Annotated in this window: 23 protein-coding genes; 5 read left to right on the top strand and 18 right to left on the bottom strand. The window is 66.1% G+C overall.

Going from position 1 to position 24,838, the window contains the following annotated elements; translation table 11 throughout:
• Positions 1-13 precede the first annotated feature (13 nt).
• The gene (locus tag J5837_RS13355; RefSeq protein WP_210537259.1) at positions 14-916 is read left to right on the top strand and encodes a LysR family transcriptional regulator; all 903 of its coding nucleotides are present in this window, start codon (positions 14-16) and stop codon (positions 914-916) included.
• A 12-nt stretch (positions 917-928) separates the two neighbouring features.
• Here J5837_RS13355 and J5837_RS13360 read toward each other — a convergent pair whose 3' ends face one another.
• The 9 genes from J5837_RS13360 to ndk all read right to left on the bottom strand — a co-directional run bounded on the left by J5837_RS13360 (position 929) and on the right by ndk (position 10,240).
• The gene (locus J5837_RS13360; RefSeq protein ID WP_210537260.1) at positions 929-1,930 is read right to left on the bottom strand and encodes a DUF2272 domain-containing protein; all 1,002 of its coding nucleotides are present in this window, start codon (positions 1,928-1,930) and stop codon (positions 929-931) included.
• 230 nt (positions 1,931-2,160) lie between these two features.
• Positions 2,161-3,294 (bottom strand): molybdopterin-synthase adenylyltransferase MoeB, encoded by a 1,134-nt coding sequence (gene moeB / locus J5837_RS13365; RefSeq protein ID WP_210537261.1) that lies wholly within the window; start codon positions 3,292-3,294, stop codon positions 2,161-2,163.
• A gap of 49 nt (positions 3,295-3,343) precedes the next feature.
• Positions 3,344-4,741 (bottom strand): ribosome biogenesis GTPase Der, encoded by a 1,398-nt coding sequence (der, locus tag J5837_RS13370; RefSeq protein ID WP_210537262.1) that lies wholly within the window; start codon positions 4,739-4,741, stop codon positions 3,344-3,346.
• 145 nt (positions 4,742-4,886) lie between these two features.
• The gene (gene bamB / locus J5837_RS13375; protein ID WP_210537263.1) at positions 4,887-6,221 is read right to left on the bottom strand and encodes an outer membrane protein assembly factor BamB; all 1,335 of its coding nucleotides are present in this window, start codon (positions 6,219-6,221) and stop codon (positions 4,887-4,889) included.
• Positions 6,221-6,889, bottom strand: coding sequence for a YfgM family protein (locus J5837_RS13380; protein ID WP_210537264.1), 669 nt, complete (start codon positions 6,887-6,889; stop codon positions 6,221-6,223). The genes bamB and J5837_RS13380 overlap by 1 nt, the downstream gene beginning before the upstream one ends.
• An 83-nt stretch (positions 6,890-6,972) precedes the next feature.
• Positions 6,973-7,767, bottom strand: coding sequence for a RodZ domain-containing protein (locus tag J5837_RS13385; protein ID WP_210537265.1), 795 nt, complete (start codon positions 7,765-7,767; stop codon positions 6,973-6,975).
• Complete coding sequence (gene pilW, locus J5837_RS13390; RefSeq protein ID WP_210537574.1) at positions 7,767-8,570, bottom strand: type IV pilus biogenesis/stability protein PilW; 804 nt, start codon at positions 8,568-8,570, stop codon at positions 7,767-7,769. The genes J5837_RS13385 and pilW overlap by 1 nt, the downstream gene beginning before the upstream one ends.
• Position 8,571: 1 nt before the next feature.
• Positions 8,572-9,807 carry a dual-specificity RNA methyltransferase RlmN gene (rlmN, locus tag J5837_RS13395; RefSeq protein WP_210537266.1) on the bottom strand — a complete coding sequence of 412 codons (1,236 nt, stop codon included), beginning with the start codon at positions 9,805-9,807 and terminating at the stop codon, positions 8,572-8,574.
• 7 nt (positions 9,808-9,814) lie between these two features.
• Positions 9,815-10,240 carry a nucleoside-diphosphate kinase gene (ndk, locus tag J5837_RS13400; RefSeq protein ID WP_210537267.1) on the bottom strand — a complete coding sequence of 142 codons (426 nt, stop codon included), beginning with the start codon at positions 10,238-10,240 and terminating at the stop codon, positions 9,815-9,817.
• Positions 10,241-10,484: 244 nt separating this feature from the next.
• On the opposite strand from ndk, the gene J5837_RS13405 reads away from it, so the two are divergent.
• The 3 genes from J5837_RS13405 to J5837_RS13415 are packed head-to-tail and all read left to right on the top strand — an operon-like array spanning position 10,485 to position 14,758.
• Positions 10,485-11,105: a TetR/AcrR family transcriptional regulator gene (locus J5837_RS13405; protein WP_210537268.1), complete on the top strand. Its 621-nt coding sequence runs from the start codon at positions 10,485-10,487 to the stop codon at positions 11,103-11,105.
• Between the two features lie 49 nt (positions 11,106-11,154).
• Entirely contained in the window at positions 11,155-13,527 is a 2,373-nt protein-coding gene (locus J5837_RS13410) for a 3-hydroxyacyl-CoA dehydrogenase/enoyl-CoA hydratase family protein (protein WP_210537269.1), read from the top strand.
• A 22-nt stretch (positions 13,528-13,549) separates the two neighbouring features.
• Positions 13,550-14,758 (top strand): acetyl-CoA C-acyltransferase, encoded by a 1,209-nt coding sequence (locus tag J5837_RS13415; protein ID WP_210537270.1) that lies wholly within the window; start codon positions 13,550-13,552, stop codon positions 14,756-14,758.
• A gap of 68 nt (positions 14,759-14,826) precedes the next feature.
• Here J5837_RS13415 and J5837_RS13420 read toward each other — a convergent pair whose 3' ends face one another.
• The 9 genes from J5837_RS13420 to cmk all read right to left on the bottom strand — a co-directional run bounded on the left by J5837_RS13420 (position 14,827) and on the right by cmk (position 24,559).
• Positions 14,827-15,171 (bottom strand): tRNA-binding protein, encoded by a 345-nt coding sequence (locus J5837_RS13420; protein WP_342345548.1) that lies wholly within the window; start codon positions 15,169-15,171, stop codon positions 14,827-14,829.
• A complete protein-coding gene (locus J5837_RS13425; protein WP_210537272.1) occupies positions 15,161-16,468 on the bottom strand; it encodes an NAD(P)/FAD-dependent oxidoreductase in 1,308 nt (435 codons plus the stop codon). The genes J5837_RS13420 and J5837_RS13425 overlap by 11 nt, the downstream gene beginning before the upstream one ends.
• Positions 16,469-16,511: 43 nt before the next feature.
• Entirely contained in the window at positions 16,512-17,411 is a 900-nt protein-coding gene (gene galU, locus J5837_RS13430) for a UTP--glucose-1-phosphate uridylyltransferase GalU (RefSeq protein ID WP_210537273.1), read from the bottom strand.
• Positions 17,408-19,318 (bottom strand): polysaccharide biosynthesis protein, encoded by a 1,911-nt coding sequence (locus J5837_RS13435; RefSeq protein WP_210537274.1) that lies wholly within the window; start codon positions 19,316-19,318, stop codon positions 17,408-17,410. Before J5837_RS13435 ends, galU begins: the two co-directional genes overlap by 4 nt.
• A gap of 27 nt (positions 19,319-19,345) precedes the next feature.
• A complete protein-coding gene (locus J5837_RS13440) occupies positions 19,346-20,317 on the bottom strand; it encodes an MraY family glycosyltransferase (protein ID WP_210537275.1) in 972 nt (323 codons plus the stop codon).
• Entirely contained in the window at positions 20,317-21,495 is a 1,179-nt protein-coding gene (gene lapB / locus J5837_RS13445; protein WP_210537276.1) for a lipopolysaccharide assembly protein LapB, read from the bottom strand. The genes J5837_RS13440 and lapB overlap by 1 nt, the downstream gene beginning before the upstream one ends.
• A 135-nt stretch (positions 21,496-21,630) precedes the next feature.
• A complete protein-coding gene (locus J5837_RS13450) occupies positions 21,631-21,939 on the bottom strand; it encodes an integration host factor subunit beta (RefSeq protein WP_210537277.1) in 309 nt (102 codons plus the stop codon).
• Positions 21,940-22,014: 75 nt separating this feature from the next.
• The gene (gene rpsA, locus J5837_RS13455) at positions 22,015-23,706 is read right to left on the bottom strand and encodes a 30S ribosomal protein S1 (RefSeq protein WP_210537278.1); all 1,692 of its coding nucleotides are present in this window, start codon (positions 23,704-23,706) and stop codon (positions 22,015-22,017) included.
• A 181-nt stretch (positions 23,707-23,887) separates the two neighbouring features.
• Positions 23,888-24,559 carry a (d)CMP kinase gene (cmk, locus tag J5837_RS13460; RefSeq protein ID WP_210537279.1) on the bottom strand — a complete coding sequence of 224 codons (672 nt, stop codon included), beginning with the start codon at positions 24,557-24,559 and terminating at the stop codon, positions 23,888-23,890.
• 140 nt (positions 24,560-24,699) lie between these two features.
• Here cmk and ykgO point away from each other — a divergent pair, with 140 nt between their 5' ends.
• On the top strand, positions 24,700-24,825 hold the full coding sequence (ykgO, locus tag J5837_RS13465; RefSeq protein WP_010342887.1) for a type B 50S ribosomal protein L36: 126 nt from the start codon (positions 24,700-24,702) through the stop codon (positions 24,823-24,825).
• The last annotated feature ends 13 nt before the right edge of the window (positions 24,826-24,838 follow it).

Genomic DNA, 24,838 nt, shown 5'->3' on the forward strand with positions numbered 1-24,838 from the left:
CGAAATATTGCCCATGGACCTGCTGCAGTCGCTGGCCTTGTTCCAACGGGTGGCCGAAACCGGCAGCTTCACCCGCGCCGCCGATGCGCTGGGCATGGCGACTTCGTCCGTTTCCGCGGCGGTCCAGAAGCTGGAGCAGCACCTGGGCGTGCCCCTGTTCCAGCGCACCACCCGGTCCGTGCGGTTGAGCAGCGAAGGCGAACAACTTTACGAACGCGCCAGTTGCCTGCTGGCCGACGCGGCCGAAACCGAGTCCCTGTTCCGCGGCGGACTCGCGCCCGGCGGCCAGCTCCGGGTCGAGGTACCGGCCCGGATGGGACGCACCCTGATCGCCCCGGCGTTGCCGGGCTTTCTCGCACGGTATCCGCAGGCGTCCATCGAGCTGGGTAGCACCGACAAGCGCGCGAATCTGGTGGACGAAGGCATCGACTGCGTCCTGCGCGTCGGCGAGACGGGCGAGCTCGATCTGGTGGAACGGCCGTTGGGCCGCTTGCCGCAAACGACCTGCGCCAGCCCTGCCCTGGTCGCCGCCCATGGCATGCCCAACACGCTGGACGAACTGGCGCGCATGCCGGTGGTGCACTTCGGCCGGGTCGCCATCGGCAAGAGCGAGGACTGGGAGTACCTGCGCGACGGGCACACTCGCACGCTGTCGATGCAGGGAAACGTGTCGGTCACCAGTGCCGAGACCTATATCGCCTGTTGCCTGGCCGGCCTCGGCCTCATCCAGGTGCCGCGCTACGACGTGACCGGGCTGCTGCAGGGCGGCGAGCTGGTCGAGATCGTCGTGCCCGGTTGCGAAGCGCCGTCGTTGCCCGTCGCCGTGCTGTATCCACCGCAGCGGCGGTTGTCGCGATTGCTGCACGTGTACATCGACTGGCTGGAAGAACTGCTGGCGCCCTACGTCGTCCGTTGAAGCGTCCGATCTTCAGCGAGTCTCATCGGCCGGTACGGGCTGCGGCGCGGATGCACCGCTGGAACATACCTGCATGCCACCCGCAACGGCCGCACAATGCGTCGGTGCCAGCGGCGTCGGAGCGCCGATGGGCCGCGGCGGCTGCGGCAGTCGCGCCAGCTCCGCGGGCGGCTTGAGCTTCAGCAATACCGCCCAGTCCTGCCGGTTCGCATTGCAATTGGCCGGCGCGTTGGGACTGCACACCGGATCGGCCAGAGTGCGCATCGGCAAACCGGACAGATAGCCGCGCGCATCCAGCTTCAGGGCGCGCAGGGTCACGGTGTTCTGCACGTTGCCGCCGACCAGCCAGGTCATGCTCGGATCGGCGGCGACGACGATGTCGCAGTGCATCGCCAGGCCGCTGGCATCGGGCATGCTCAGCAAGGTCGCCAGCTGGCCGAAGCCGAAGATCCGGGAATCCATGCGTACGTAGCACAACAAGTCGCCCGGCGCCGGCTTGCCGCCCAGCGGCGCCTGCACCAGGTACGGGCTCGATGCCGGGTCGCGATAGGCCTGGCGCACATAATCGATATGACCGGCCGAATAGCGGAAACCCGGCAGGCCCGCCTTGCGCATCACCCAGGACACGAAGGCCGCCGACCACGGCCGGTCGATGACGAAACTGCGGCATCCCGGCGATGGATACGGCGACGAAGCCGCATAGCCGCATTCGCCACCGCCACCGGTGCCGCTTTCGATCCAGTACTGGGCGACCTTGCGCCAGGCGGCGGTGCCGTCGGCCAACAGGCCGTTTTCGGCTTCGTACACGCCCAGCCCGCCGCTGCGCCCGTCCGCATCGATGAACGGACGGAACCAGTCCTGGTTTTCCTTGCACGCATAGGCGGCGATACGGGTCGCGACGTCGCTGGCCGCGACCTGCGTTCGCAGCAGCGGACAGGGATCGGCAGCGTGCGCAGGCGAGGCAATCGTGCAGATGAACCAACCCAATGAACCTGCGATCAGTGCGCGCAACATCCGTTGACCTCGTCATCCCTAGACAGGGCTAGGGTAAGCCATTCGCAGAGCCGGCGCGGGAGCGACGTCAGCTGCGAATCCCGAAGGCATGAGCACACCGGTCTCGAACGCCCTCGTCGATCGCTTCGGCATCCGGTTCGCGCAACGAGAATCTTGTGGCTACGACATTCGCGACTGACGTCGCTCCCACAGGGAGGGGCATCGGCCCAGGACGAGAACCATCTCGGCCCTCAGCCGGCGCAGAACGCGGCGTAATCGATGTATCCGGGGAACGGCTTGCCCGGCGCGCAGACCGCGCAATCCGGATCGGCCTTCAGGCGCACTTCCCGGAAGCGCATCGACAAAGCATCGAAGTTCAGCAAGCGTCCGGTCAACGGTTCGCCGATGCCCAGCAACAGCTTGATCGCCTCCGACGCCTGCAACAGGCCGATCACGCCAGGCAGCACGCCGAGCACGCCGGCTTCCGCGCAGTTCGGCGCGAATTCCGCCGGCGGCGGCTCGGGGAACAGGCAGCGGTAGCACGGCGCTTCGCCGCGATGGCGGCCGGCGTCGAACACGCTGGCCTGCCCCTCGAAGCGCTGCACCGCGCCGTACACCAGCGGTTTGCCCAGCTTCACGCACGCGTCGTTGAGCAGGTAGCGCGCCGGGAAGTTGTCGGCGCCGTCGACCACCACGTCGACGCCCTGCAACAGGCGTTCGACATTGGCCGAGGTCACGCGCTCGGCGACGGCTTCGATCTTCGTGCGAGGGTTGAGCGCAAGCAGCGCCTGCTCGGCCGAAGCGACCTTGGGCTCGCCGACCCGCGCTTCGGTATGCAGGATCTGCCGCTGCAGGTTGCTGCGGTCGACCACGTCGTCGTCGGCGATGCGTAAGGTGCCGACGCCGGCCGCGGCCAGGTAATACGCCGCCGGCGACCCCAGCCCGCCGGCGCCGATCACCAGCACCCGCGCAGCCTGCAGCCTGCGCTGCCCTTCGACGCCGACTTCCGGCAACAGCAGGTGGCGCGAATAACGTTCGTGGAAGTCGCGCTGGTCGGCATCGAGCTGCGGCCGGACCACGGGCAGGCCTTCCTCGATCCAGCGACTGGTACCGCCGACGACCGAGACGATGTCGGTGTAGCCGGCGGCTTGCAGCGCCTGCGCGGCCTGCATCGAACGCGCGCCGCGCTGGCAGATCAGCACCACGGTGGCGCTGCGGTCTGCGACATGGACGGCGGGCTGGGCTTCAAGCGTCGCCTTGGCCACGCCACGCGCTCCCTCGGCCATGCCACCGGCACGTTCGTGTTCCTCGCGCACATCGATGAACAGCGCGCCTTGGGCCAACAGGCCCGCGACTTCTGCCGGGACGATCTCGCGGATGCTCATGCGGCGATTATCGCGCGTTTCTCCTCGCCGGACCGCGCGGCCTGCGCAACTACTTGTTGCGTTTGACGTGGCGGATCAACCGCCGCTTCTTCGCCACCTGGCGTTCGCTCAGCACGTTCTTCTTGCCTTCGTACGGGTTCTCGCCTTCCTTGAACACGAAGCGCACCGGCGTGCCGACCAGCTTGAAGCGCTTGCGGAAGAAGTTCTCGAGGTAGCGCGTGTACGAATCCGGCAGCACCTTCAGGCGGGTGCCGTGGACGATGAAGGTCGGCGGATTGGTCCCGCCCGGGTGCACGAAGCGCAGCTTCGATACGTGGCCGCGGATGCTCGGCGGCGGGTTGGTTTCGTAGGCGATTTCCAGCGCGCGGTTCAGTTCGCTGGTGCCGAATTCCCGGGCGGCCGAGGCATGCGCGCGATGGATGGCGCGGAACAGTTCGCGCAGGCCGGAGCCGTGCTTGGCCGAGATGCGCACCGCCTCGGCCCAGTCGACGAAACCGAGCTTGCGCGACAGCAAGGCTTCGGCCTGCTCGCGCTGGTAGGTCGTCAGGCCGTCCCACTTGTTGATCGCCACGACGAAGGCGCGCCCGGCATCGAGGATCGCGCCGAGCACGGTGGCGTCCTGGTCGGTGACGCCCTCGCCCGCGTCCAGCATCAGCACCGCGACCTGGCATTGCTCGATCGCCTGCAGCGTCTTGACGATGGAGAACTTCTCCACCGCCTCGTCGACGCGCGACTTGCGCCGCAGGCCGGCGGTGTCGACCAGCCGGTACTGGCGGCCGTCGCGTTCCATGTCCACGGCGATGGAATCACGTGTGGTGCCGGGCACGTCCGAGGCGATCATGCGCTCCTCGCCGAGCACGCGATTGACCAGGGTCGACTTGCCGACGTTGGGGCGGCCGACGAAGGCGATGCGCATGCGCGACGGATCGTCGTCGAGCATCGGCGCCTCGCCTTCCTCGGGCAGGCGTTCCAGCACTTCGTCGACCAGGTCGTCCACGCCCTGGCGATGCGCCGCGGAAATGGCCAGCACGTCGTTGAAGCCGTAGCGGGCGAACTCGGCGCGCGCCGCGTTCTCGTCGATGCCGTCGATCTTGTTGATCACCAGCAGCGTGGGCCGCGCGGTCTTGCGCAGCCAGCGCAGGATGTCGTCGTCCAGGCCGGACGCGCCCTCGCGACCATCGACGATGAACAGTACCAGGTCGGCTTCCTCGGCCGCGGCGCGGGCCTGCCGGGCGGTTGCGCCGGCCAGGCCTTCCTCTTCGCCGGCGATGCCGCCGGTGTCGACGACGACGAAGTGCGGCTCGCGCAGTCGGCATACGCCGTAGTTGCGGTCGCGGGTCACGCCCGGCTGGTCGTGGACCAGCGCGTCGCGGCTGCGGGTCAGCGCGTTGAACAGCGTCGATTTGCCGACGTTGGGGCGGCCGACGAGGGCGACGAGGGGCAGCATGGATGGAGGAACCCGCGGGAATGGAAAGGGATGAAGCCGGACTCGCCGGCGACGTTAACAGGGATTGGGCGGACAGGCGATGCACCCAAAACAAACCGGGGCGTTTCCGCCCCGGTCGAGTCGACGCGCCTTGCCGGTTCCGGCCTTATTGCAGCTTGAACGCGGTCAGCTCGCCATCGACGTTCTGCACGATCAGGATGCCGTCGGCGACCACCGGCTTGGCCCGGATCGCCTCGCCGCCTACGCGCTCGCGCGCGGCCAGTTCGCCGTTGTCCAGCTTCAGCCAGTGCACGTAGCCGTCGTAGTCGCCGACCACGGCGTAGTCGCCTTGCACCGTCGGCGCGGTCAGCGAGCGGCGCGCCAGCACGGGCTGGGACCACATCGCGCCGCCGGTGTTCTTGTCCATCGCCCATACCGTGCCGGCCGGATCGGACACCACCACCGAGGACGCACCCACGCCGACGCCGCCGGCGCCGCCGTTCTCGTGGGTCCAAAGCACGCGGCCGCTCGGGCCTTCGATGGCGATGGTTTCCTTCTTGAAGCTGCTGGCGTACAGCGTGGTGCCGTCGAGCACCGCGGGGCCGTCGACGTCGGCCATGCGATCCAGCTCGCTGCGGCCGCTGGCGTCGGCCACGGTCTGGCTCCACACCTGGGCGCCGTTGCTCAGGTTGAGCGCGGCCAGCGTGCCGTCGTCGTTGGGCGAGAACACCACGCCCGGCGCCAGCGTCACCGGCGCGTTGCCGCGCACGGTCAGCGCGGGCATTTCGTGGTTCCAGAACCACTTGCGCTCGCCCGTGGCCGCATCGAAGGCGGTCACGCCGCCGTCGTTGGCCTTGACCAGCACCATGCCCTGGCCGATGACCGGGGCGGCGATCACTTCGTTGGGCACCTTGGCGTGCCATTTTTCCGTACCGGTAGCGGCGTCGAGGGCGATGACCTCGCCTTCCAGCGTGCCGACCACCACCAGGCCGTCGCCGGCACCGGGGCCGCCGGAGAACTGCCAGTCCTGCTTTTCCTTCGCGGCCTTCTTGGCCTGTTTGGCCATGGCCTTGCGCAGGCGCTTTTCTTCCTTGCTGGCTTCTTCGCTGACGGGCGCGCTCTCGCTGGCCTCGCTCGCTTCGCTGGCGCCGCGCTGGCGCTTCTCGGGCTTGTAGTGCCAGATTTCCTTGCCGGTCTGCAGATCGAAGGCGTATACGCCGCCTTCCACGGCCGCCGCATACACGCGTCCGTCCGCGACCACCGGACCCTGGGCCAGGCCGAGGCGGCCCTCACCCTTGCCGGCATTGGCCTTCCAGACCTGGGAAACGCCGGCGCTGGGGGTGAACTTGGTCAGTTCGGCCGGCTCGGCAGCCTTCTTGGCGTCGCCGTCCTTTCCGCTGAACCAGCCTTTGATGGTGCTACAGCCGCTGACCGCGAAGGCCAGCGCGACGACGATGACGACGCGGCCGAGCACGCGGCCACGTGGGGAAACGGCTTTCATCAGGTGGCCTCCGCGGGCTTGGGCGGGGTACCGCCTACATCGGTGAGCTTGAGTTCGACCAGCCGGCGCTGCGGCGCGGCCACGTCCATGCCGGTCAGGGCCTTCAGGTACAGCTCGCGCGCCTGCTCGGGTTTGCCGGTCGCGGCCAGGATGTCGGCGCGGGCGACCAGGCTGTCGGCATCAGTGGCATTGCCGATCAGTTTCAGGGCTTCGTCATGCTTGCCGGCATCGGCCAGCAAACGCGCGAGGCGCAGGTCGACCACCGCTTTCAGCTCGGCCGTTGGCTTGATCGCCTTCAGCGTGGCGATGGCCTCGTCGCGCTTGCCGGATTCGACCTGGGCCTTGGCCAGGCGCAGCGCGGCAAGGTTGGCGTACAGCTCGTTTTCGGCGGCGAGCTTGGCGACTTCGGCCTGCACCGACTTCAGGTCGGCTAGTTTCTGGCCGCCGGCGCCAGCGGCCGTCGCCTTGTCCAGGCTGGCCTGGGCAGTCGCGTAGTCCTGGAAGGCCTGCTGCTTCTGCTGGGCCTGGTGGCGATCCCACCATTGCCAGCCGAAGATCACCGCAAGGCCCAGCGCGATGCCGCCGATCAGGCCGGCGCCGTTGTTCTTGAGCCAATTGCGGACGCGTTCGCTTTGTTCGTGTTCGTCGAGCAGATCGTCGATCGCCATGCGTTCTCTGTGGCCCCGCGCGAGCGGGGTCTTCTGGGTTGGGTTCGGGTTGGAGGTAGCGCTTCCGGATGACCCGCGCGGGGTCAGTTGGCGACCGGCGCGAGCGAACCGTCAGAGGATACCGCAAGGCGTGCCACGTTGCCCCGCACGTACGGCGTCACGTCAACCGTACTACCGGTTTGCTGAACCTCGACCGCAGCCGCATTGCCGATCACGAGGCGGGCGATTTCGCCGGCGCGATAGCTGCGTTGTTCGCCGGCCTTGACCAGGCCTTTTTCCAGCGGATTGCCATCGGCCGTGGTGGCGGTCAGCCAACTGTCGGCGTTGAACACCAGTTTCAATGCCGGCGCCTCGGCGCGCGGCAACGGCGTCAGCGACGCCGCGATCGGCGCTGCGTTGTTGGGGGTGGTTGTTGCCGCGGTGGTAGGCATCGGCGGCGGCGCGTCCAGCGACGCGGTCGCGCGCGGGTCCTTGCCGAAGTGCGATTGGGTGGCCAGCCATACCGGGATCGCCAGTGCGGCGGTCATCACCACGTAGACCGCGCGGCGGCCGACGCTTTCGGCGATGCGCTGGAACCGGGAGGTGTGGCTGCGGCTGACCAGTTCCACCGGCTGTACCGGGGTCATGCGCACCTGGTCCAGCAGCGGTTCCAGGTCGACCTTCACCAGCTTGGCGTAGCTGCGCAGCTGCCCGCGCACGAACACCGGCGCGCCCAGTTGCTGCCAGTCGCCGGCTTCCAGCGTCTGCACGATCCGTACCGGCATGTGCAGGCGCGTGCCGACTTCGGCAAGGCTCAAACCGGCCGCTTCGCGCGCCGCGCGCAGGCGTTCGCCCGCATCGCGCGCTTGTCCGGCATCGAACGAACTCTGCTCCGCCATCAGGGTCGATTCCCGGGAACTGGAACTGCAGGTGTGGCGCTGGAAAACTCCGTCTCCAGGCGCTGTCGGTAACGCTTCGCGGCGTCCGTGTCGCCGAGCTTCTCTTCGGTCATCGCGGCAAGTTCCAGCGTCCGTCGATCGGCGGGCGCAATCCCCAAACGGCGCTCGCAGAACGCACGAGCCTCGAAAAACCGGCCATTACGGTACTCGCTTTCGGCCATTTCTGCCAAGGCATAGGGGTTGTTTTCATCCAATTGCAACGCGCGTCGCAAATCGCGCTCGGCGCGTTCGTACTGTCCCGCCTTGCGCGCGCACCCGCCCGCGTTGGCCAGCGCCGCGCCCGGCGTGGGATAGGCCGGATCGCTCAAGGCGCGATCGATCCACACCAGGCCCTCGGCCGGCTGGCCGTTTGCGCACAGCCAGGCACCGTAGTTGTTGAGGACCGTGCCCTTGGCCGGAGCCAGCTCGGCTGCCTTGCGAAACTGCTGGCCCGCCTGCTGTTTCTGCCCCTGCGCGTCCGCCACCAGGCCCAGCAGCGTGTAGGCGTCGGCCGAGGCCGGATCGACCTTCAGGACCTTGCGCGCTTCGGCCGCGGCCTCGGCATAGGCGCCGACGCTATAGCGCTGTCCGGCCAGTGCCAGCCGCTCGCTGGCCATCAGCCGCTGCTTGGCGGCCTTGTCCTCGCGCACGTGGTACTCGGGAGCGACCTGTTCGAAACCCTTGCGTTGCATGTCGGGCTTGACGAAGGTCAGGCGCGAACAGCCGGTCCCCGCGAGGGCTCCCAGCAGCACCAGACAGGCCATTTCACGCAGCCGCATCGCCCACTCCCCGTGCCTGCAGCTTGCGCTTGAATTCGGCCTGGCGGCGCGTGCGGTCCATCACCTGCCCCTTCAACTGGCCGCAGGCCGCGTCGATGTCATCGCCACGGGTACGCCGGACCATGGTCAGCACGCCCGAATCCAGCAGCAGCTTCTGGAAGGCACGGATGTCTTCCTCCGGCGAACGCTCGTAGCCGGTACCGGGGAACGGGTTGAACGGGATCAGGTTGACCTTGCCGGCGTTCTTCAGCTGCGCGGCGTTGTCGAACTTGCGCATCAGCTGCGCGAGCTGGCGCGCGTGCTCGGGCTGGTCGTTGACGCCCTTCATCAGGGTGTATTCGAAGGTCACCGAGTCGCGCTTCTTGTTCGCGCGCAGGTAGCGCACGCAGGAGGCCATCAGTTCGGCGACCGGATATTTCCGGTTGAGCGGGATCAGCTGCCCGCGCAACTCGTCGTTGGGCGCGTGCAGCGAAATGGCCAGGGCCACGTCGGTTTCCGTGGACAGCCGGTCGATCATCGGCACCAGGCCGGAGGTCGACAGCGTCACCCGCTTGCTGGCCAGGCCGTAACCCAGGTCGTCGCGCATGATGTTCATCGCACGAACGACGTTGTCGAAGTTCAGCAAGGGCTCGCCCATGCCCATCATCACCACGTTGGTCAGGCGCCGGATCTGCGCCGGAACGTTGCCCAGGTGGCGCGCGGTGATCCAGACCTGGCCGATGATCTCGGCGGTGGTCAGGTTGCGGTTGAAGCCCTGCGTGGCGGTGGAGCAGAACGAGCAGTTCAATCCGCATCCGACCTGCGAGGAAACGCACAGCGTGCCGCGGCCCTTGTCCGGGATGTATACGGTTTCCACCGCGTTCTTCCCGTCCACGCCCATGCCCAGCAGCCACTTGTGGGTGCCATCGGCGGAGGGCTTGTCGAAGACCACGTTGGGGACGACGACTTCGGCGTGTTCCTGCAGCTTCGCGCGCAGGTTCTTGCCGAGGTCGGTCATCTGTTCGAAGTCGGTGACGTAGCGGTGGTGGATCCACTTCATCACCTGGTGGGCGCGGAACTTCTGTTCGCCCAGGGTTTCCACGAAGAACTTCTCCATGCCCTCGCGATCGAGGTCGAGGAGATTCTGCTTCGTCGAAACAACAGCCACGGCGGCGCCTTGCGCCTGTTCCGCAAGTTTCAGCGGAATCGGCGCGAAGTCGGTGTGTTCGCCGTGGCTGCTCATTTCGATCTCAGCGCGAGAACACTTCGGTCGCGGCGAAGAAATACGCGATCTCGTTGTTCGCGTTCTCGACCGAATCCGAACCGTGCGCGGCGTTGGCATCGATGCTGTCGGCGAAGTCGGCGCGGATCGTGCCCGGCGCGGCTTCCTTCGGGTTGGTGGCGCCGAGGATCTCGCGGTGCTTGAGCACGGCGTTCTCGCCTTCCAACACCTGGATCGCGACCGGGCCGGAGATCATGAACTCGACCAGCGCGTTGAAGAACGGACGTTCGCGGTGCACGGCGTAGAAGCCTTCGGCTTCGCGGCGCGACAGGTGCTTCATCTTGGCGGCGACGATCTTCAGACCGGCCTTTTCGAAACGGGCGTAGATTTCGCCGATGACGTTCTTGGCGACGGCATCGGGCTTGACGATCGACAGGGTGCGCTCCAGCGCCATTGGGTTGTCTCCGTTGGGCGGGCCTTGCACTCCCTTTCCTGGAAGCGGCGGCCCGAGGTTAGCATGAAAAAACCCGCGTCGAAACGCGGGCTTAGGCGAAACTGCGTAGGCGAATTGTAGCCGAAGCCGGCATTCGGAACCAAGCGGGGCGGCCCGGTTTTGTTGCTTAGCAGCATGACAGCGGCGGTGGCTCGCCGCACAATCAAACAATCGTTTGAATGACTGGCTTGCAGCGGAGGGCAGCGTGGCCAACGGCACCCACTTCTCGACCAAGGACCGCATCCTCGGCGCGGCGGAAGAATTGTTCGCCCAGCACGGCTTCGCCGGCACCTCGTTGCGCCAGGTGACCAGCCGTGCCGACGTCAACATCGCTGCGGTCAACTACCACTTCGGCAGCAAGGAAAACCTGGTCAACGAAGTCTTCCGCCGGCGCATGGACGAGATGAGCGCGCAGCGCATGGCCCGGCTCAAGCTGGCGCAGGAACGGCACCCCGGCGAACTGGAGCCGATCCTTGCCGCCTTCGTCGAACCCGCGCTGGCCATGGCCCAGGACCGCCATGGCGGCGGTGCCTTCGTCCGCGTCATCGCCCGTGCCTACGCGGAAAAGAACGATGGCCTGCGCAAGTTCCTTTCCGACCACTACGGCCATGTACAGCGCGATTTCGGTCGCGCCATCGGCGCCTGCCTGCCGGGCCTGAGCAAGGAAGAGCTGTATTGGCGGCTCGATTTCCTCGGCGGCGCGCTGACCTACGCGATGGCCGACTTCGGCCTGATCAAGCGACCCGAAGGCGTCACCGAGACGGCCCATCGTGAGCGTGGTGCCCGGGAGCTGATCCGTTTTGCGGCGGCAGGCTTCAATAGTTGAAGTTTTCCCTGAGATTCGAATTTCGTTGAATAACAAAAGGTTGAACGACATGTCTAATAAATTGCTGGTACGCCGTGCCGCGGTGCTGGGCGCGGGCGTGATGGGCGCGCAGATCGCCGCCCACCTGACCAATGCCGGGGTCGACACCGTGCTGTTCGACCTGGCTGCAAAGGAAGGCCCGGTCGATGGCGTGGTGCTGAAGGCCATCGCCAACCTGGGCAAGCTCAGTCCCGCCCCTCTGGCCAGCAAGGCGCTGGCCGAGGCGATCGCGCCGGCGAATTACGACACCGGGCTGGAGGCGCTGAAGGGCTGCGACCTGATCATCGAGGCCATCGCGGAACGGATGGACTGGAAGCAGGACCTGTACAGGAAGATCGCCCCGTTCGTGGCTGATCAAGCGGTGCTGGCCAGCAATACATCTGGCTTGGGAATCAACAAGTTGGCGGAAGTTCTTCCCGAACAACTTCGCCATCGGTTCTGCGGCGTGCACTTCTTCAACCCGCCGCGATACATGCACTTGGCCGAGCTCATTCCGGCCCGCAGCACCGACCCGGCCGTGCTGGAAGGCCTGGAAACCTTCCTGACCACCCAGCTCGGCAAGGGCGTGGTCTATGCGAAGGACACGCCGAACTTCATCGGCAACCGCATCGGCGTGTTCTCGATCCTAGCCACCGCCCACCATACCGGTGAGTTCAAGCTGGGCTTCGACGAGGTGGACGCCGTCACCGGCCCCCTGATCGGTCGGCCGAAATCGGCGACCTATCGCACCTCCGACGTGGTCGGCCTGGACACCATGGCCCATGTCATCAAGACCATGGCCGATACCCTGCCCGACGACCCTTGGCACGCCTATTTCAAGTCGCCCAAGTGGCTGGAGGCGCTGATCGCCAAGGGCGCGCTGGGCCAGAAGACCGGCGCCGGCATCTTCCGCAAGGTCGGCAAGGACATCGCCGTGCTGGATCTGGAGAAGCAGGACTACCGCCCCGCCGATCGCGCCGCCGCGCCGGAAGTGGTCGAGATCCTGAAGATCAAGAACCCGGCCGAGAAGTTCGCCAAACTGCGCGAGAGCCAGCACCCGCAGGCGCAATTCCTGTGGGCGGTGTTCCGCGACCTGTTCCACTACAGCGCCTATCACTTGGCCGACATCGCCGACACCGCGCGCGATGTCGACCTGGCGATCCGCTGGGGCTACGGCTGGTCGCTCGGCCCGTTCGAAACCTGGCAGGCCGCCGGCTGGAAGCAAGTGGCGCAATGGATCGCCGACGACATCGTCGCCGGCAAGGCGATGAGCAGCGCGCCGCTGCCGAACTGGGTATTCGACGGCCGCGATGGCGTGCATACCGCCGAAGGCAGTTACAGCCCGGCCAAGAACGCCAAGCTGCCGCGCAGCTCGCTGGACGTGTACAAGCGCCAGCGCTTCCCCGACCCGCTGCTGGGCGAGGCGTTCCCGCAGGGCGAGACCGTGTTCGAGAACGACGGCGTGCGCCTGTGGACCGATGGCGACGACATCGGCGTGGTCTCGTTCAAGACCAAGATGAACACCGTGTCAGACGCGGTGCTCGACGGCCTGCAGGAAGCCATCGGCATCGCCGAGCGCAAGTTCAGGGGCCTGGTGTTGTGGCAGCACAAGGAGCCGTTCTCGGCCGGCGCCGACCTGTCCGGTGCGCTGGGCGCCCTGCAGGTGGGCAAGCTCGCCGAGTTCGAGGCGATGGTCGCCAACTTCCAGGCCACCAGCCAGCGCATCAAGTACTCGCTGGTACCGGTGGTCGCGGCGGTGCGCGGACTGGCCCTGGGCGGCGGCTGCGAATTCCAGATGCATTCCGCCAGGACCGTGGCCCACCTGGAAAGCTACATCGGCCTGGTCGAAGCCGGCGTCGGCCTGCTGCCGGCCGGCGGCGGCCTGAAGGAACTGGCGGTGCGCGCCTCGCAGGCGGCCGGTCCGGGCGGCGACGTGTTCGCCGAGCTGAAGAAGACCTTCGAAACCGTGGCGATGGCCAAGGTGTCGGCCTCCGCGCTGGAAGCGAAAGAACTGGGCCTGCTGCGCGCTGGCGACAAGGTCGCGTTCAACGCCTTCGAAACCCTGTACATCGCCAGGCAGGAAGCGCTGGCGCTGGCCGAATCCGGCTACCGGCCACCGCTGCCGGCGCGACGCATCCAGGTCGCCGGCGACGTCGGCATCGCCACCTTCAGGATGCTGCTGGTCAATATGCTGGAAGGCCGCTTCATCAGTCCGTACGACTACGAAATCGCCACGCGCATCGCCACCGTGCTGTGCGGCGGCGAAATCGACCGCGGCTCGCTGGTCGACGAGGAATGGCTGTTGAAGTTGGAACGCAAGCACTTCGTCGAACTGGCGCAACAGCCCAAGACCCAGGCCCGCATCGAGCACATGCTGAAAACCGGCAAGCCGCTGCGCAACTGAGCAACGAACAGGACCCACAGACATGAGCAAGCAAGTACAAGAAGCCTACATCGTTGCCGCCACCCGCACCCCGGTGGGCAAGGCGCCGAAGGGCGTGTTCCGCAACACCCGTCCCGACGACATGCTCGCGCATGTGCTGAAGTCGGTCGTCGCGCAGGCGCCGGGCATCGACGTCGGCCGCATCGACGACGCGATCATCGGCTGCGCCATGCCCGAGGGCGAGCAAGGCATGAACGTGGCGCGCATCGGCGTGCTGCTGGCCGGCCTGCCGAATACCGTCGCCGCACAGACGATCAACCGTTTCTGTTCATCGGGCCTGCAGGCCGTGGCGCTGGCCGCGGACCAGATCCGCCTGGGCAATGCCGACCTGATGCTGGCTGGCGGCACCGAGTCGATGTCGATGGTGCCGATGATGGGCAACAAGGTCGCGCTGTCGCCGGAGGTGTTCGCGAAGAACGAGAACATCGCCATCGCCTACGGCATGGGCATCACCGCCGAAAAGGTCGCCGAGGAATGGAAGGTGTCGCGCGAAGACCAGGATGCGTTCGCCCTCGCCTCGCACCAGAAGGCCATCGCGGCGATCCAGGCCGGCGAGTTCAAGCAGGAAATCAGCCCGTACGAAGTGCTGTCGCACATGCCCGACCTGGTCGGCAACACGATCCAGTTGAGGAAGAAGCTGGTCGACACCGACGAAGGCCCGCGTCCCGATACCACGCTGGAAGGCCTGGCCAAGCTGCGTACGGTGTTCCGCAACCAGCAGTTCGGCGGCAGCGTCACCGCCGGCAACAGCTCGCAGATGAGCGACGGCGCCGGCGCGGTGCTGCTGGCTTCGGAACAGGCGATCAAGGATTACGGACTGACGCCGCTGGCCCGCTTCGTCAGCTTCTCGGTCGCCGGCGTGCGTCCGGAAGTGATGGGCATCGGCCCGATCGCGGCGATCCCGAAGGCGCTGAAGCAGGCCGGCCTGACCAAGGACCAGCTGGACTGGATCGAACTCAACGAAGCCTTCGCCGCGCAGGCGCTGGCGGTGATCCGGGACAGCGAACTCGATCCGTCCAAGGTCAACCCGCTCGGCGGTGCGATTGCGTTGGGCCATCCGCTGGGTGCAACGGGTGCGGTGCGCACGGCAACAATTGTGCATGGCCTGCGTCGCCGCCAGCAGAAGTACGGCATGGTGACCATGTGCATCGGCACCGGGATGGGCGCGGCGGGGATTTTCGAGGCGCTCTGATCCGGCAAGCGGATCCGACAGGAACGGCGCCGAAAGGCGCCGTTCCGGTTTTTCGGCGGCAAAGGAAATCAGGCCATCCGCACACCATTGGGTACCGTGCGCTCGACGGTGGTAATGACCACGCCATCACCGGTATGAAACCCGGTCAGCAGGAATTCGGACACGAACGGCCCGATCTGCTTCGGCGGAAAGTTGATCACGCCGACGATCTGCCGGCCGACCAGCTCCTCGGCGGAGTACAGCGCGGCGATTTGCGCGCTGGTCTTCTTCACCCCATGCGGGCCGAAATCCACCCACAGCTTCCATGCCGGCTTGCGCGCTTCCGGGAACGGCTCGACGCGCAATACGGTACCGGCGCACAGCAGCACCTTTTCGAAGTCGCTCCAATCGATGGGAGCCGCATCAGTCCCCACGCGCCCTGCCCTCCATCCAGTCCCTCCACGCATCCTTGAATCCCGCCCACCAATAACTCAGTTGCGCCGCGGCATAGCCGACGGGCTTCATCGCCGATACCAGGCCGTAATCGGCGAACTCGCGCCACCGGGTGTCGCCGCCCGCGATGGCGGAAGCCACCACTTCGCCGGCGAAGGTTGTCGGCGCCACCCCATGGCCGCCGAAAGCCTGCGCGTACCAAAGTCCGGGCTCGGCCTGGCCGATTTGCGGCATCTGGTGCCGGGCATAGCTCATCAGGCCGGACCACGCATAGTCGATCCGGATGCCGTCCAATTGCGGAAATACCTTGAGCAGATCGCCACGCAGCAGGTCGCGGACGGCCGACGGCGAGCGGTCGCGCACCGAGATGCGTCCGCCCCACAGCAGGCGCGAGTCCGGCAACGGCCGGTAGTAGTCGAAGGCGAAACGGGTGTCGTAGATCGCCGCGCGCGTGCGCATGATCTCGTCCATGCGCGCGCCCAGCGGTTCGGTGACCATCACATAGGTGGCGATGGGCATGACGCCCGCGTCCACGCGCCGGTCCAAGCCGGACAAGTAGCCGCCGCAGGCCAACACGACATGCCGGGCTTGCACCTTTCCCTGCGGCGTCGCGACTGTCCACCCCTGCCCGCTTCGCTGCAACGAAATCGCAGGCGACCCGGCGTGTACGGCAACGCCGCGATCCGCCGCAGCACGTGCGACGCCTTGCGCGTATTTCAACGGGTGGAAATGGAAGCCCTGCGGCTCATGCAGCGCATCGTGATAACGACGGGAGAGCACCTGCTTGCCCAGTTCCTCGCGCGGCAACCACGTCCATTCCACGTCGAAGCGCTCGCGCAGGAGTTGCTGGCGCTCGAGCAATACGGAGGGATCGGCGAACCAGTTCGCCCACAGCACACCCGCCTGCGTGTCGTCGCAAGCGATGGCATGGCGGGCGATCCGCTGCCGGATCAGCTCCACGGCGTCGGTGGTACCGCGGTACAGCATGGAAGCGCGGACCGGTCCCAGGTCGCGCAGCAAGGCCTCTTCGCCGCGCGAAAAACCGCCGAAAACGAATCCGCCATTGCGTCCTGACGCGCCGAAGCCGGGAGTTCGGGCTTCGAGCAGCACGACGTCGGACTTGCCGCGTTCCGCCAGCCCGAGCGCAGTGTTCAATCCGGCGAAGCCGCCGCCGACGATGCAGACCTCGGCGTCAACACTACCCGTCAGGAGGGGCCAAATCGGGGCCTCGCCAAGGCTTGCGGCGTAGTAGTCGAGGCTTTCGCCTTCGTTTCTCATGGGCGCATCGCCGTTCCGTTCCCGTCGAAACAGTCGTCGACCGTCAATCCAGCTCGTGGACGCCCATTTCCCTCAACGCATCCTGCATCATGTCGCGGGCGGCATCGCTGAGCTTTTCATGGTCCAGCGCATAACGGATGGTCGCTTCGATCAGTCCGATATGCGTGCCACAGTCGAAGCGCGTGCCCTGGAAGCGGTACGCATGGACCGGCTTCTCGGCCAGCAGCATGGCAATGGCATCGGTGAGCTGGATCTCGCCTCCGGCGCCTGGCGTGGTGTTCTCCAGGAGATCGAAGATGCGGCCATCGAGCACGTAGCGGCCGACCACGGCAAGGTTGCTGGGGGCGACTTCAGGCTTGGGCTTCTCGACGATGGCGTTGATTCGCCCCGACCGACCGGCGAACGCTTCGGTCGCCACGATGCCGTAGCTGCCGGTCTGCTCGCGCGGCACGTCCTGCACCGCGATCATGCTGGCGCCGGTGGCCTGCGCGGCGTCGGCCATCTGCTTCAAGGCGCCGTTGCCGCGGTTCCAGATCAGGTCGTCCGGCAGGATCACCGCGAATGGCTCGTTGCCGATGATCGGCTTCGCGCACAGCACCGCGTGCCCCAAGCCCAGTGCTTCGGCCTGGGTCACGAACACCGCTCGCACATGCGACGGCAACACGTTGCGTACCAGTTCCAGTTGCTCGAGCTTGCCCGACTTCTCCAGCTTCTGTTCGAGTTCGTAGGCCTTGTCGAAATAGTCGGCCACCGCATGCTTGTAGCGGTTGGTGACGAACACCAGGGTGTCGCAACCCGCCTCGATCGCCTCGTCCACCGCGTACTGGATCAGCGGCCGATCGATGATCGGCAGCATTTCCTTGGGGACGGTCTTGGTTGCGGGCAGGAATCGCGTGCCCAGTCCTGCGACCGGGAACACGGCTTTCTTGATTCGGGGATTCATCGTGGACGTCGGGAGTCGCGTGCGGGGAACAACACGATGTTAGCACCCGCCTGTTCCACGGCTTCCACCGGACTGAATTCGGGTACCGCGCTGCGCAGCACGCGCGACATCTCTTCCAGATCGTAGTCGTTGCAGGCGGCGCGCAGCTGCTGCAATGCCCAGGCGACCAGTTCGGCCGGCACTTCCCGCGCCCGCGCTTCAAGGATTTTCGAATGCGAGGTCGGCCGGTAGTTCTCGTCGGCGTGGAACAGGGTTTCGTGCAGTTTTTCCCCTGGGCGCAGGCCGGTATAGGCAATGGCGATGTCCTTGCCGATCCGCTTTCCGGCCAAGCGGATCATCTGCTCGGCGAGCGTGCGGATCAGGACCGGTTCGCCCATGTCCAGCGTGTAGATCGACGCATGCGATGCGCCGGCGGCCGCCTGCACGATCAACTGGCAGGCTTCGGGAATGGTCATGAAGTAACGCGATACTTCAGGGTCGGTCACCGTCACCGGGCCGCCCTGGCGGATCTGTTCGCGGAACAGCGGCACGACGCTACCTGCCGAATCGAGCACGTTGCCGAAGCGCACGGTGATGAAGCAAGTGCCTTTGCGGTCGTCGAGGTTCTGGCAGATCATTTCCGCCAGTCGTTTGGTCGCCCCCAGCACGTTGGCCGGATCGACGGCCTTGTCGGTCGAGATCAACACAAAGCTGGCCACGCCCGCGTCCCGACAGGCCTTGGCCACCGTTTCGGTGGCCAGCACGTTGTTGCGCACCGCCTCGCGCAGTTGCTGCTCGAGCAGCGGCACCTGCTTGTAGGCCGCGGCGTGGAATACCGCGTCCGGCTCGGCGATGCGAAGGGCATGGGCGATCACTGCCGGATCGCCGCAGTTGCCGAGTACCGAAATCACCTCCAGGTCGGGAAAGGCGCGACGCAGGTCGGCTTCGGTGGTGATCAGCGCCAGCTCGTCGATTTCCAGCAAGGCGATGCGCTGGGCCCCGTGGCGAGCGCACTGGCGGCATAGTTCCGAACCGATGGAACCGCCCGCGCCAGTGACCAGGACGGTGCGTCCGCCCAACCAGCCGCGGATCAATTTCCAGTCCGGCGTCACCGGTTTGCGGCCCAGCAGGTCGTCGATGGCGACCTCTTTCAGCTCGCCCGGCAACGAGCGCCCTTCCAGCACGTCGACCAGCCGCGGCACGGTACGGAAGGGCAATCCGGTGCTTTCGCAGATGGCCACCACGCGCTGCATCGCGGCGGCTTCCAGCGTCGGCATCGCGATCACGATCAACTTGGCGCCGGTTTCGCGGGCGACGGTCGGGGCTTCGTCCAGCGTGCCAAGGACGGTCACGCCATGAAGTCGAGTACCACGCAAATTGGCCGCGTCGTCGAGCAGGCCGACGGGCACATAGCCGCCGCTGCGGTGCAGGTCGCGCAGCAAAGCTTCGCCCGCTCGGCCCGCACCCATCACCAGTACCCGGATGGCGGCGCCTTCGCGGAATTCGGCCTGCTGGTTATCCTTCCAGGCGCGGTAAGCCAGGCGCGGCAGGCCCAGCAAGGCGGCCAAGGCGAAGGGATACAACCCGAGCACGGCACGCGGCACGCCGTCCAGGCGGTTGTAAGCGAACAATCCCAAGCCGATGGCCACCAACCCGATGGCGCAAGCTTTCAGGATGTTCCACAGGTCGGGAACGCTGGCGAAGCGCCACAAGCCCCGGTACAGGCCGATTTGCCAGAACACCAGGCCCTGGGCCGCCAGGACGATGGCTATTTCAACCGACCACAAGGGATATTCGGGGGGCGCCACGAGCATGGCGTAACGCAACTGGTGCAAGCCCTGCCAGCACAGCCAGACCATGAACAGGTCGTGGGCGACTACCGCAAATCTCGGCAGCCATGCGGTCGCTTTCGCCCGCCATGATTCCATTGGTACCTGGTCCTTGTGCGTTTCGCCCTAGTCCTTGAGCCTGCGAGAAGATCCCCACAGGCACCCAGCGAGCGTATAACAAATTATAAACACCAAGATTACAAACGGCGGCTGAGCGCCCCTGCCGATCAGCCAGATACCGACGGTTCCTGTAGTAAAAAGCGCAAAAAAAACGGTAACCCGTCTATGTCCGATCTGCCTCGCCCAACGCTGATAGGCATGCTGGACATGCGGGGTCCACCAAGGTTCGCCGTTCAGGATGCGCCAAGCCAATGTGAAGGCCGTGTCCACAACGAATGCCGCTACGGGCAGGACCCACAGTAACCAAGTGATCGAGGGATCCCCTTTGCTCAAGCCAGCGGCCAGCAACGCCGCCAAGGCGAAGCCGAGGGCTCCGCTGCCGACATCGCCCAGGAAAATTCGGGCCTTGGGGAAATTAAAGGGCAAAAAGCCCGCGGCCGCCGCCGCCAGCCCTATTGCCAGCCAGTTCCAGGGAGATGGCAGCACGATCCATAAACCAAGCGACACGAGGCCGGCTTGGCTGGCCGCCAATCCATCGATGCCGTCCATGAAATTCCACGCGTTGGTCAATCCCAGCGCCAGAACGAAGGCCGCCATCGCCGGCCAGGGGCCAGTCCCCTCAAGCCAGAAACCCATGGCCAGCGTGCCGGCGGCCAGCCCATGGATCAGTAACCGCAACCAGGGCGAAAGCGGCCGATGGTCATCCACCCAGCCTATGCCGGCGACCAGCACCAAACCGGCACCGAAGAGCCCGAACCACTCGCGCTGCCCGGGAAACCGCCATGCCAGCCAGGCGCTTGCCAGCAACAGGACCATCACTATCGAAATTCCGCCGCCGCGCGGGGTGGCGCTGGCGTGACTGCGGCGCTCCCCCGGCTGGTCGAGCAGGTTTCGGCGCAGCGCATAACCACGTGCCCATGCCGTGATCGCCAACGCGATACCGAAACACGACAGCAGCCAGATCGGCCAAGCCGGCATCAGACGACCGCGTAGTTCAACAGCGGTTTCACCGTGCCCCACTCCTTGCAGCTCGGGCACAGCCAATGGTGGGTACGCGCGCCGAAACCGCAATGCGTGCAGCGATAGCTGGGATTGCGCACCAGCAGCTGATCGGTGATGTGCTTCAGGTCGCCGAGCGTAGCCACCGGGTCGGCGCCTTCGGCCAGGGTCAGGTCGATCAGCGCAGCTTCGCCGCGCACCGAGGGCCGGTCCTTCAGCTGTCGTGCGAGATAAGCGCGCGCGGCGGCGATGCCGTCCTGTTGCTCGACCAGCTTGGTCAGGGCCAGCACCGGGGAAATGCCCCTATAGTGTTCGGTCATTTCCGACAGGAACGCGCGCGCACCCGCTTGGTCGCCGGTCTTTTCGTAATTGGCGAATAGGTCCGGCAGGATCACGGGCAGGTACTCGGGATCATTGCGTGCCGCACGCTCGAATGCACGTACCGCTTCGGCCGCATTGCCGGCATCCGATTCGATGCGTCCTTCGAGGATGCCCGCGCGCACGCCCCCCGCATCGGCCTGGTAGGCCTTGGCGATGTGCTCGCGCGCCGCGGCAGTGTCGTTGGCGGTACGCAGGCGTTCGGCCAGCTCGCAATGGAATTGCGCCACCAGCTTGCCCATCGGTTCGCCGGTTACCTCTTCATAGCGGGTGGCATTGTCGATGGCCTTTTGCCAATCGCGTTCGGCTTGGTAGATGCCGATCAGGTGCTTCAACGCCTGGGGCGCGCGCTGGTCGATCTTGGCTAGGTCGGTGAACACGGTCTCGGCGCGATCAAGCAAGCCGGATTTCATGTAGTCTTCGCCCAGCGCCAGTAACGCCTGCACCTTTTGCTGGTCGCTCAGGTCATTGCGCTGGACCAAGCCCTGATGCAGCCGGATCGCGCGGTCGACTTCGCCGCGACGGCGGAACAGATGGCCCAGCGCGACCTGGGTTTCGAAGGTTTCCTTGTCCAGCTCGGCGATGTGCAGGAACAGCTCGATGGCCTTGTCGGGCTGCTCGTTCAACAGGTAATTCAAACCGCGGAAATAGGTGCTGGACAGGCGACTGACCTGGGTGTCGCCGTGGCGCTGTCCGCCACGCCGCCCCACTACCCAGCCGCTCAGCGCGGCCAGCGGCAGGAACAGGAAGAACCAGAACCACTCGTTGAGGAATTGCATGGGCGAAAGGCCTTGGGTTCCGCTGCGGCGAGGCGCGCAGTCAGGATTTCGTGGCGGCTAGCTTAGCCGAGACCGCGTGCGCCCGGCATCGCGCGGAGAAACAAAAACCCCTCCGCGAGGGAGGGGTCGGGAGCTTCATTCGCCGCCGGCTTCTTCGATCGGAATCACGCCGCTGACGCGTTCGCGCAGTTCCTTGCCCGGCTTGAAATGCGGCACGTGCTTGGCCGGCAGCGCGACCGAATCGCCGGTCTTCGGATTGCGGCCGAGGCGCGGCGGACGGTAGTGCAACGAAAAACTGCCGAAGCCGCGGATCTCGATGCGGTCGCCCTGGGACAGGGCGCCGCCCATCATCTCCAGCAACGACTTCACCGCGAGGTCGACGTCTTCGGCCTTCAGGTGAGGCTGGCGGCGGGACAGGATTTCGATGAGTTCGGACTTGGTCATCGCAGGTCGCGTCGGAGGACGGCTGCCGGCGCCGGCCCATGGACCGGGCCGGCGCGGCGTTTGCCGAGGGCGGTGTTACTCGGACTTGTTGCCGTCCAGCTGCGCACGCAGCAGCGCGCCCAGGCTGGTGGTACCGGCGGCCGCTTCGGCGGAGGACTTGTTGTACTCGGCCAGCGCTTCGGCGGTTTCGGCGTCGTCCTTGGCCTTGATCGACAGCTGCAGGGTGCGGCCCTTGCGGTCCATGCCCACGAACTTGGCTTCGATCTTGTCGCCCACCTTCAGGTGCTGGCTGGCGTCGTCCACGCGCTCGACGCTGATGTCGCGCGCCGACACGTAGCCTTCGATGCCGTCGGCCAGTTCGATCGTGGCGCCCTTGGCGTCGACTTCCTTGACCGTGCCTTCGACCTTCGAACCCTTCGGATGCTCGGCCATGTACTGGGCGAACGGATCCTGCTCCATCTGCTTCACGCCCAGGCTGATGCGCTCGCGCTCCGGATCGACCGCCAGCACGACGGCGTCCAGCGTGTCGCCCTTCTTGAAGTTGCGGGCCAGGTCTTCGCCGGTGGAGTTCCAGCTGATGTCGCTCAGGTGGATCAGGCCGTCGATGCCGCCGTCCAGGCCGATGAAGATGCCGAAGTCGGTGATCGACTTGATCTGGCCGGACACCTTGTCGCCCTTCTTGTGGATGGCGGCGAAGGTTTCCCACGGATTGGCGGCGACCTGCTTCATGCCCAGCGAGATGCGGCGACGCTCTTCGTCGACGTCCAGCACCATCACTTCGACTTCGTCGCCGACCTGCACGACCTTGGACGGATTGACGTTCTTGTTGGTCCAGTCCATTTCCGAAACGTGGACCAGGCCTTCGACGCCCGGCTCGATCTCGACGAACGCGCCGTAATCGGTGACGTTGGAGACCTTGCCGAACACGCGGCTGTTGGCCGGGTAGCGGCGGGCGATGTTGTCCCACGGATCCTCGCCCAGCTGCTTCAGGCCCAGCGAAACGCGGTTGCGCTCGCGGTCGTACTTCAGCACGCGGACGTCCAGTTCCTGGCCGACTTCGACCACTTCGGACGGATGGCGCACGCGCTTCCAGGCCATGTCGGTGATGTGCAGCAGGCCGTCGATGCCGCCCAGGTCGACGAACGCGCCGTAATCGGTGAGGTTCTTGACCACGCCCTTCAGCACCACGCCTTCCTGCAACTTGTCCATCAGCGCTTCGCGCTCTTCCGAGTGCTCGCTCTCGACCACCGCGCGGCGGGAGACGACGACGTTGTTGCGCTTGCGGTCCAGCTTGATCAGCTTGAACTCGAGTTCCTTGCCTTCCAGGTAGGCCGGGTCGCGGACCGGGCGCACGTCGACCAGCGAGCCCGGCAGGAACGCGCGGACGTCCTTGATGTCGACGGTGAAGCCGCCCTTGACCTTGCCGGAAATGCGGCCGGTGATGGTTTCGTTCTTCTCCAGCGCTTCTTCCAGCTCGTCCCACACCATGGATCGCTTGGCCTTCTCGCGGGACAGCACGGTTTCGCCGAAACCGTTCTCGATGGAGTCCAGCGCGACCTTGACCTGGTCGCCGATGCCCACGTCGATTTCGCCCGCGTCGTTGCGGAACTGTTCGATCGGCACGATGCCTTCGGACTTGAGGCCGGCGTTGATCACGACGACGTCGTTGCGCACGTCGACGACGGTGCCGACGACGATGGCACCCGGCTTCAGCTTGGCCAGCTGGGTCTGGCTCTGTTCAAACAGTTCTGCGAAAGATTCAGTCATTGGTAAATGCTCGGTTGATGTCCAGACCGGCGCGCGTACGCGGCGGTCCACCCGTTATCGGCCTGCGCGGGATTGCGTATGGCCGTGAGTGTTGAGGTTTGAAAACCGCAGGCATCGCCTGGCGACGACGGAAGCGGACCCTGCCCTTGCGGGCGCCCGCTGCGCGATCCGGCCGCGGCGCTTATCGCACCAGGGCCAGTACCCGATCCACGACGGCGTCGATGGACAGCCCGGTGGTGTCGATGAGGACGGCGTCGTCGGCCGGCCGCAGCGGCGCCACCGTACGCTGTGCATCACGGGCGTCGCGGGCGAGAATCTCGCGCAGCAGACCGTCTATTGTGACGGAAACCCCTTTGTCTTTCAACTGCTTATAGCGCCTTTCGGCACGTTCCTCGGCGCTGGCGGTCAAAAATACCTTGAATGGGGCGTCGGGGAAGATCACCGTGCCCATGTCGCGGCCGTCGGCCACCAGTCCGGGGGGCTGGCGGAAGGCGCGCTGCCGGTCCTTCAGGGCGGCACGTACCTCGGGGATCGCGGCGATGGCCGAGGCCACGGCGCCGGTGGTTTCCAGCCTCAGTTCGTCGGTGGCGTCCACGTCGTTGACGATGACCCGGAGGTCGCCTTCCGGTTGTTCGCGGAACCCGATCGCGGTGTCGAAGGTGCAGCGGACCAGGGCGGCGCCGTCCGAAAGGTCCAGGTTGGCCCAGCTGGCCGCCACCCCGACCGCCCGGTACAGCGCCCCCGAGTCCAGGTAGTGCCAGCCCAGCCGCGAGGCCGCGATCCGGCTGACGGTGCCCTTGCCGGCGCCCGAGGGGCCATCGATGGTCAGTACGGGCGCGGCGGGGTCGGTCATGGGGAAAGTTGGCGTGGGTGGTCGGGTAAGTGTAGCCGCCCCGCTCGCTTCCGCCACACAACCGCTTGAACCATCAAGGAAAGTCGGGCTAGAATGACGGGCTTAACCGTGCTCCAGCCCATCCTTCTAGAGGTTTTGTCATGAAAGTCCTGTCCTCCCTGAAGTCGGCGAAGGCCCGTCACCGCGACTGCAAGGTGGTCCGTCGTCGTGGCAAGGTCTTCGTGATCTGCAAGTCGAACCCGCGTTTCAAGGCGCGCCAGCGCTAAGCGGCCAGCCGCT

The sequence above is a fragment of the Pseudoxanthomonas helianthi genome (genome assembly GCF_017939625.1).
Classification (GTDB): domain Bacteria; phylum Pseudomonadota; class Gammaproteobacteria; order Xanthomonadales; family Xanthomonadaceae; genus Pseudoxanthomonas_A; species Pseudoxanthomonas_A helianthi.

Bases quoted from the DNA above. Each gene is read 5' to 3' on its own strand.
- J5837_RS13435 (WP_210537274.1), bottom strand. From the start codon at position 19,318: ATGGAATCATGGCGGGCGAAAGCGACCGCATGGCTGCCGAGATTTGCG.
- galU (WP_210537273.1), bottom strand. From the start codon at position 17,411: ATGAATCCCCGAATCAAGAAAGCCGTGTTCCCGGTCGCAGGACTGGGC.
- J5837_RS13385 (WP_210537265.1), bottom strand. From the start codon at position 7,767: ATGGCGGAGCAGAGTTCGTTCGATGCCGGACAAGCGCGCGATGCGGGC.
- J5837_RS13410 (WP_210537269.1), top strand. From the start codon at position 11,155: ATGTCTAATAAATTGCTGGTACGCCGTGCCGCGGTGCTGGGCGCGGGC.
- moeB (WP_210537261.1), bottom strand. From the start codon at position 3,294: ATGAGCATCCGCGAGATCGTCCCGGCAGAAGTCGCGGGCCTGTTGGCC.
- cmk (WP_210537279.1), bottom strand. From the start codon at position 24,559: ATGACCGACCCCGCCGCGCCCGTACTGACCATCGATGGCCCCTCGGGC.
- lapB (WP_210537276.1), bottom strand. From the start codon at position 21,495: ATGCAATTCCTCAACGAGTGGTTCTGGTTCTTCCTGTTCCTGCCGCTG.
- J5837_RS13415 (WP_210537270.1), top strand. From the start codon at position 13,550: ATGAGCAAGCAAGTACAAGAAGCCTACATCGTTGCCGCCACCCGCACC.
- ykgO (WP_010342887.1), top strand. From the start codon at position 24,700: ATGAAAGTCCTGTCCTCCCTGAAGTCGGCGAAGGCCCGTCACCGCGAC.
- bamB (WP_210537263.1), bottom strand. From the start codon at position 6,221: ATGAAAGCCGTTTCCCCACGTGGCCGCGTGCTCGGCCGCGTCGTCATC.
- J5837_RS13440 (WP_210537275.1), bottom strand. From the start codon at position 20,317: ATGCCGGCTTGGCCGATCTGGCTGCTGTCGTGTTTCGGTATCGCGTTG.
- rlmN (WP_210537266.1), bottom strand. From the start codon at position 9,807: ATGAGCAGCCACGGCGAACACACCGACTTCGCGCCGATTCCGCTGAAA.
- J5837_RS13425 (WP_210537272.1), bottom strand. From the start codon at position 16,468: ATGAGAAACGAAGGCGAAAGCCTCGACTACTACGCCGCAAGCCTTGGC.
- J5837_RS13360 (WP_210537260.1), bottom strand. From the start codon at position 1,930: ATGTTGCGCGCACTGATCGCAGGTTCATTGGGTTGGTTCATCTGCACG.
- der (WP_210537262.1), bottom strand. From the start codon at position 4,741: ATGCTGCCCCTCGTCGCCCTCGTCGGCCGCCCCAACGTCGGCAAATCG.
- J5837_RS13380 (WP_210537264.1), bottom strand. From the start codon at position 6,889: ATGGCGATCGACGATCTGCTCGACGAACACGAACAAAGCGAACGCGTC.
- pilW (WP_210537574.1), bottom strand. From the start codon at position 8,570: ATGGCCTGTCTGGTGCTGCTGGGAGCCCTCGCGGGGACCGGCTGTTCG.
- rpsA (WP_210537278.1), bottom strand. From the start codon at position 23,706: ATGACTGAATCTTTCGCAGAACTGTTTGAACAGAGCCAGACCCAGCTG.
- J5837_RS13450 (WP_210537277.1), bottom strand. From the start codon at position 21,939: ATGACCAAGTCCGAACTCATCGAAATCCTGTCCCGCCGCCAGCCTCAC.
- J5837_RS13355 (WP_210537259.1), top strand. From the start codon at position 14: ATGGACCTGCTGCAGTCGCTGGCCTTGTTCCAACGGGTGGCCGAAACC.
- ndk (WP_210537267.1), bottom strand. From the start codon at position 10,240: ATGGCGCTGGAGCGCACCCTGTCGATCGTCAAGCCCGATGCCGTCGCC.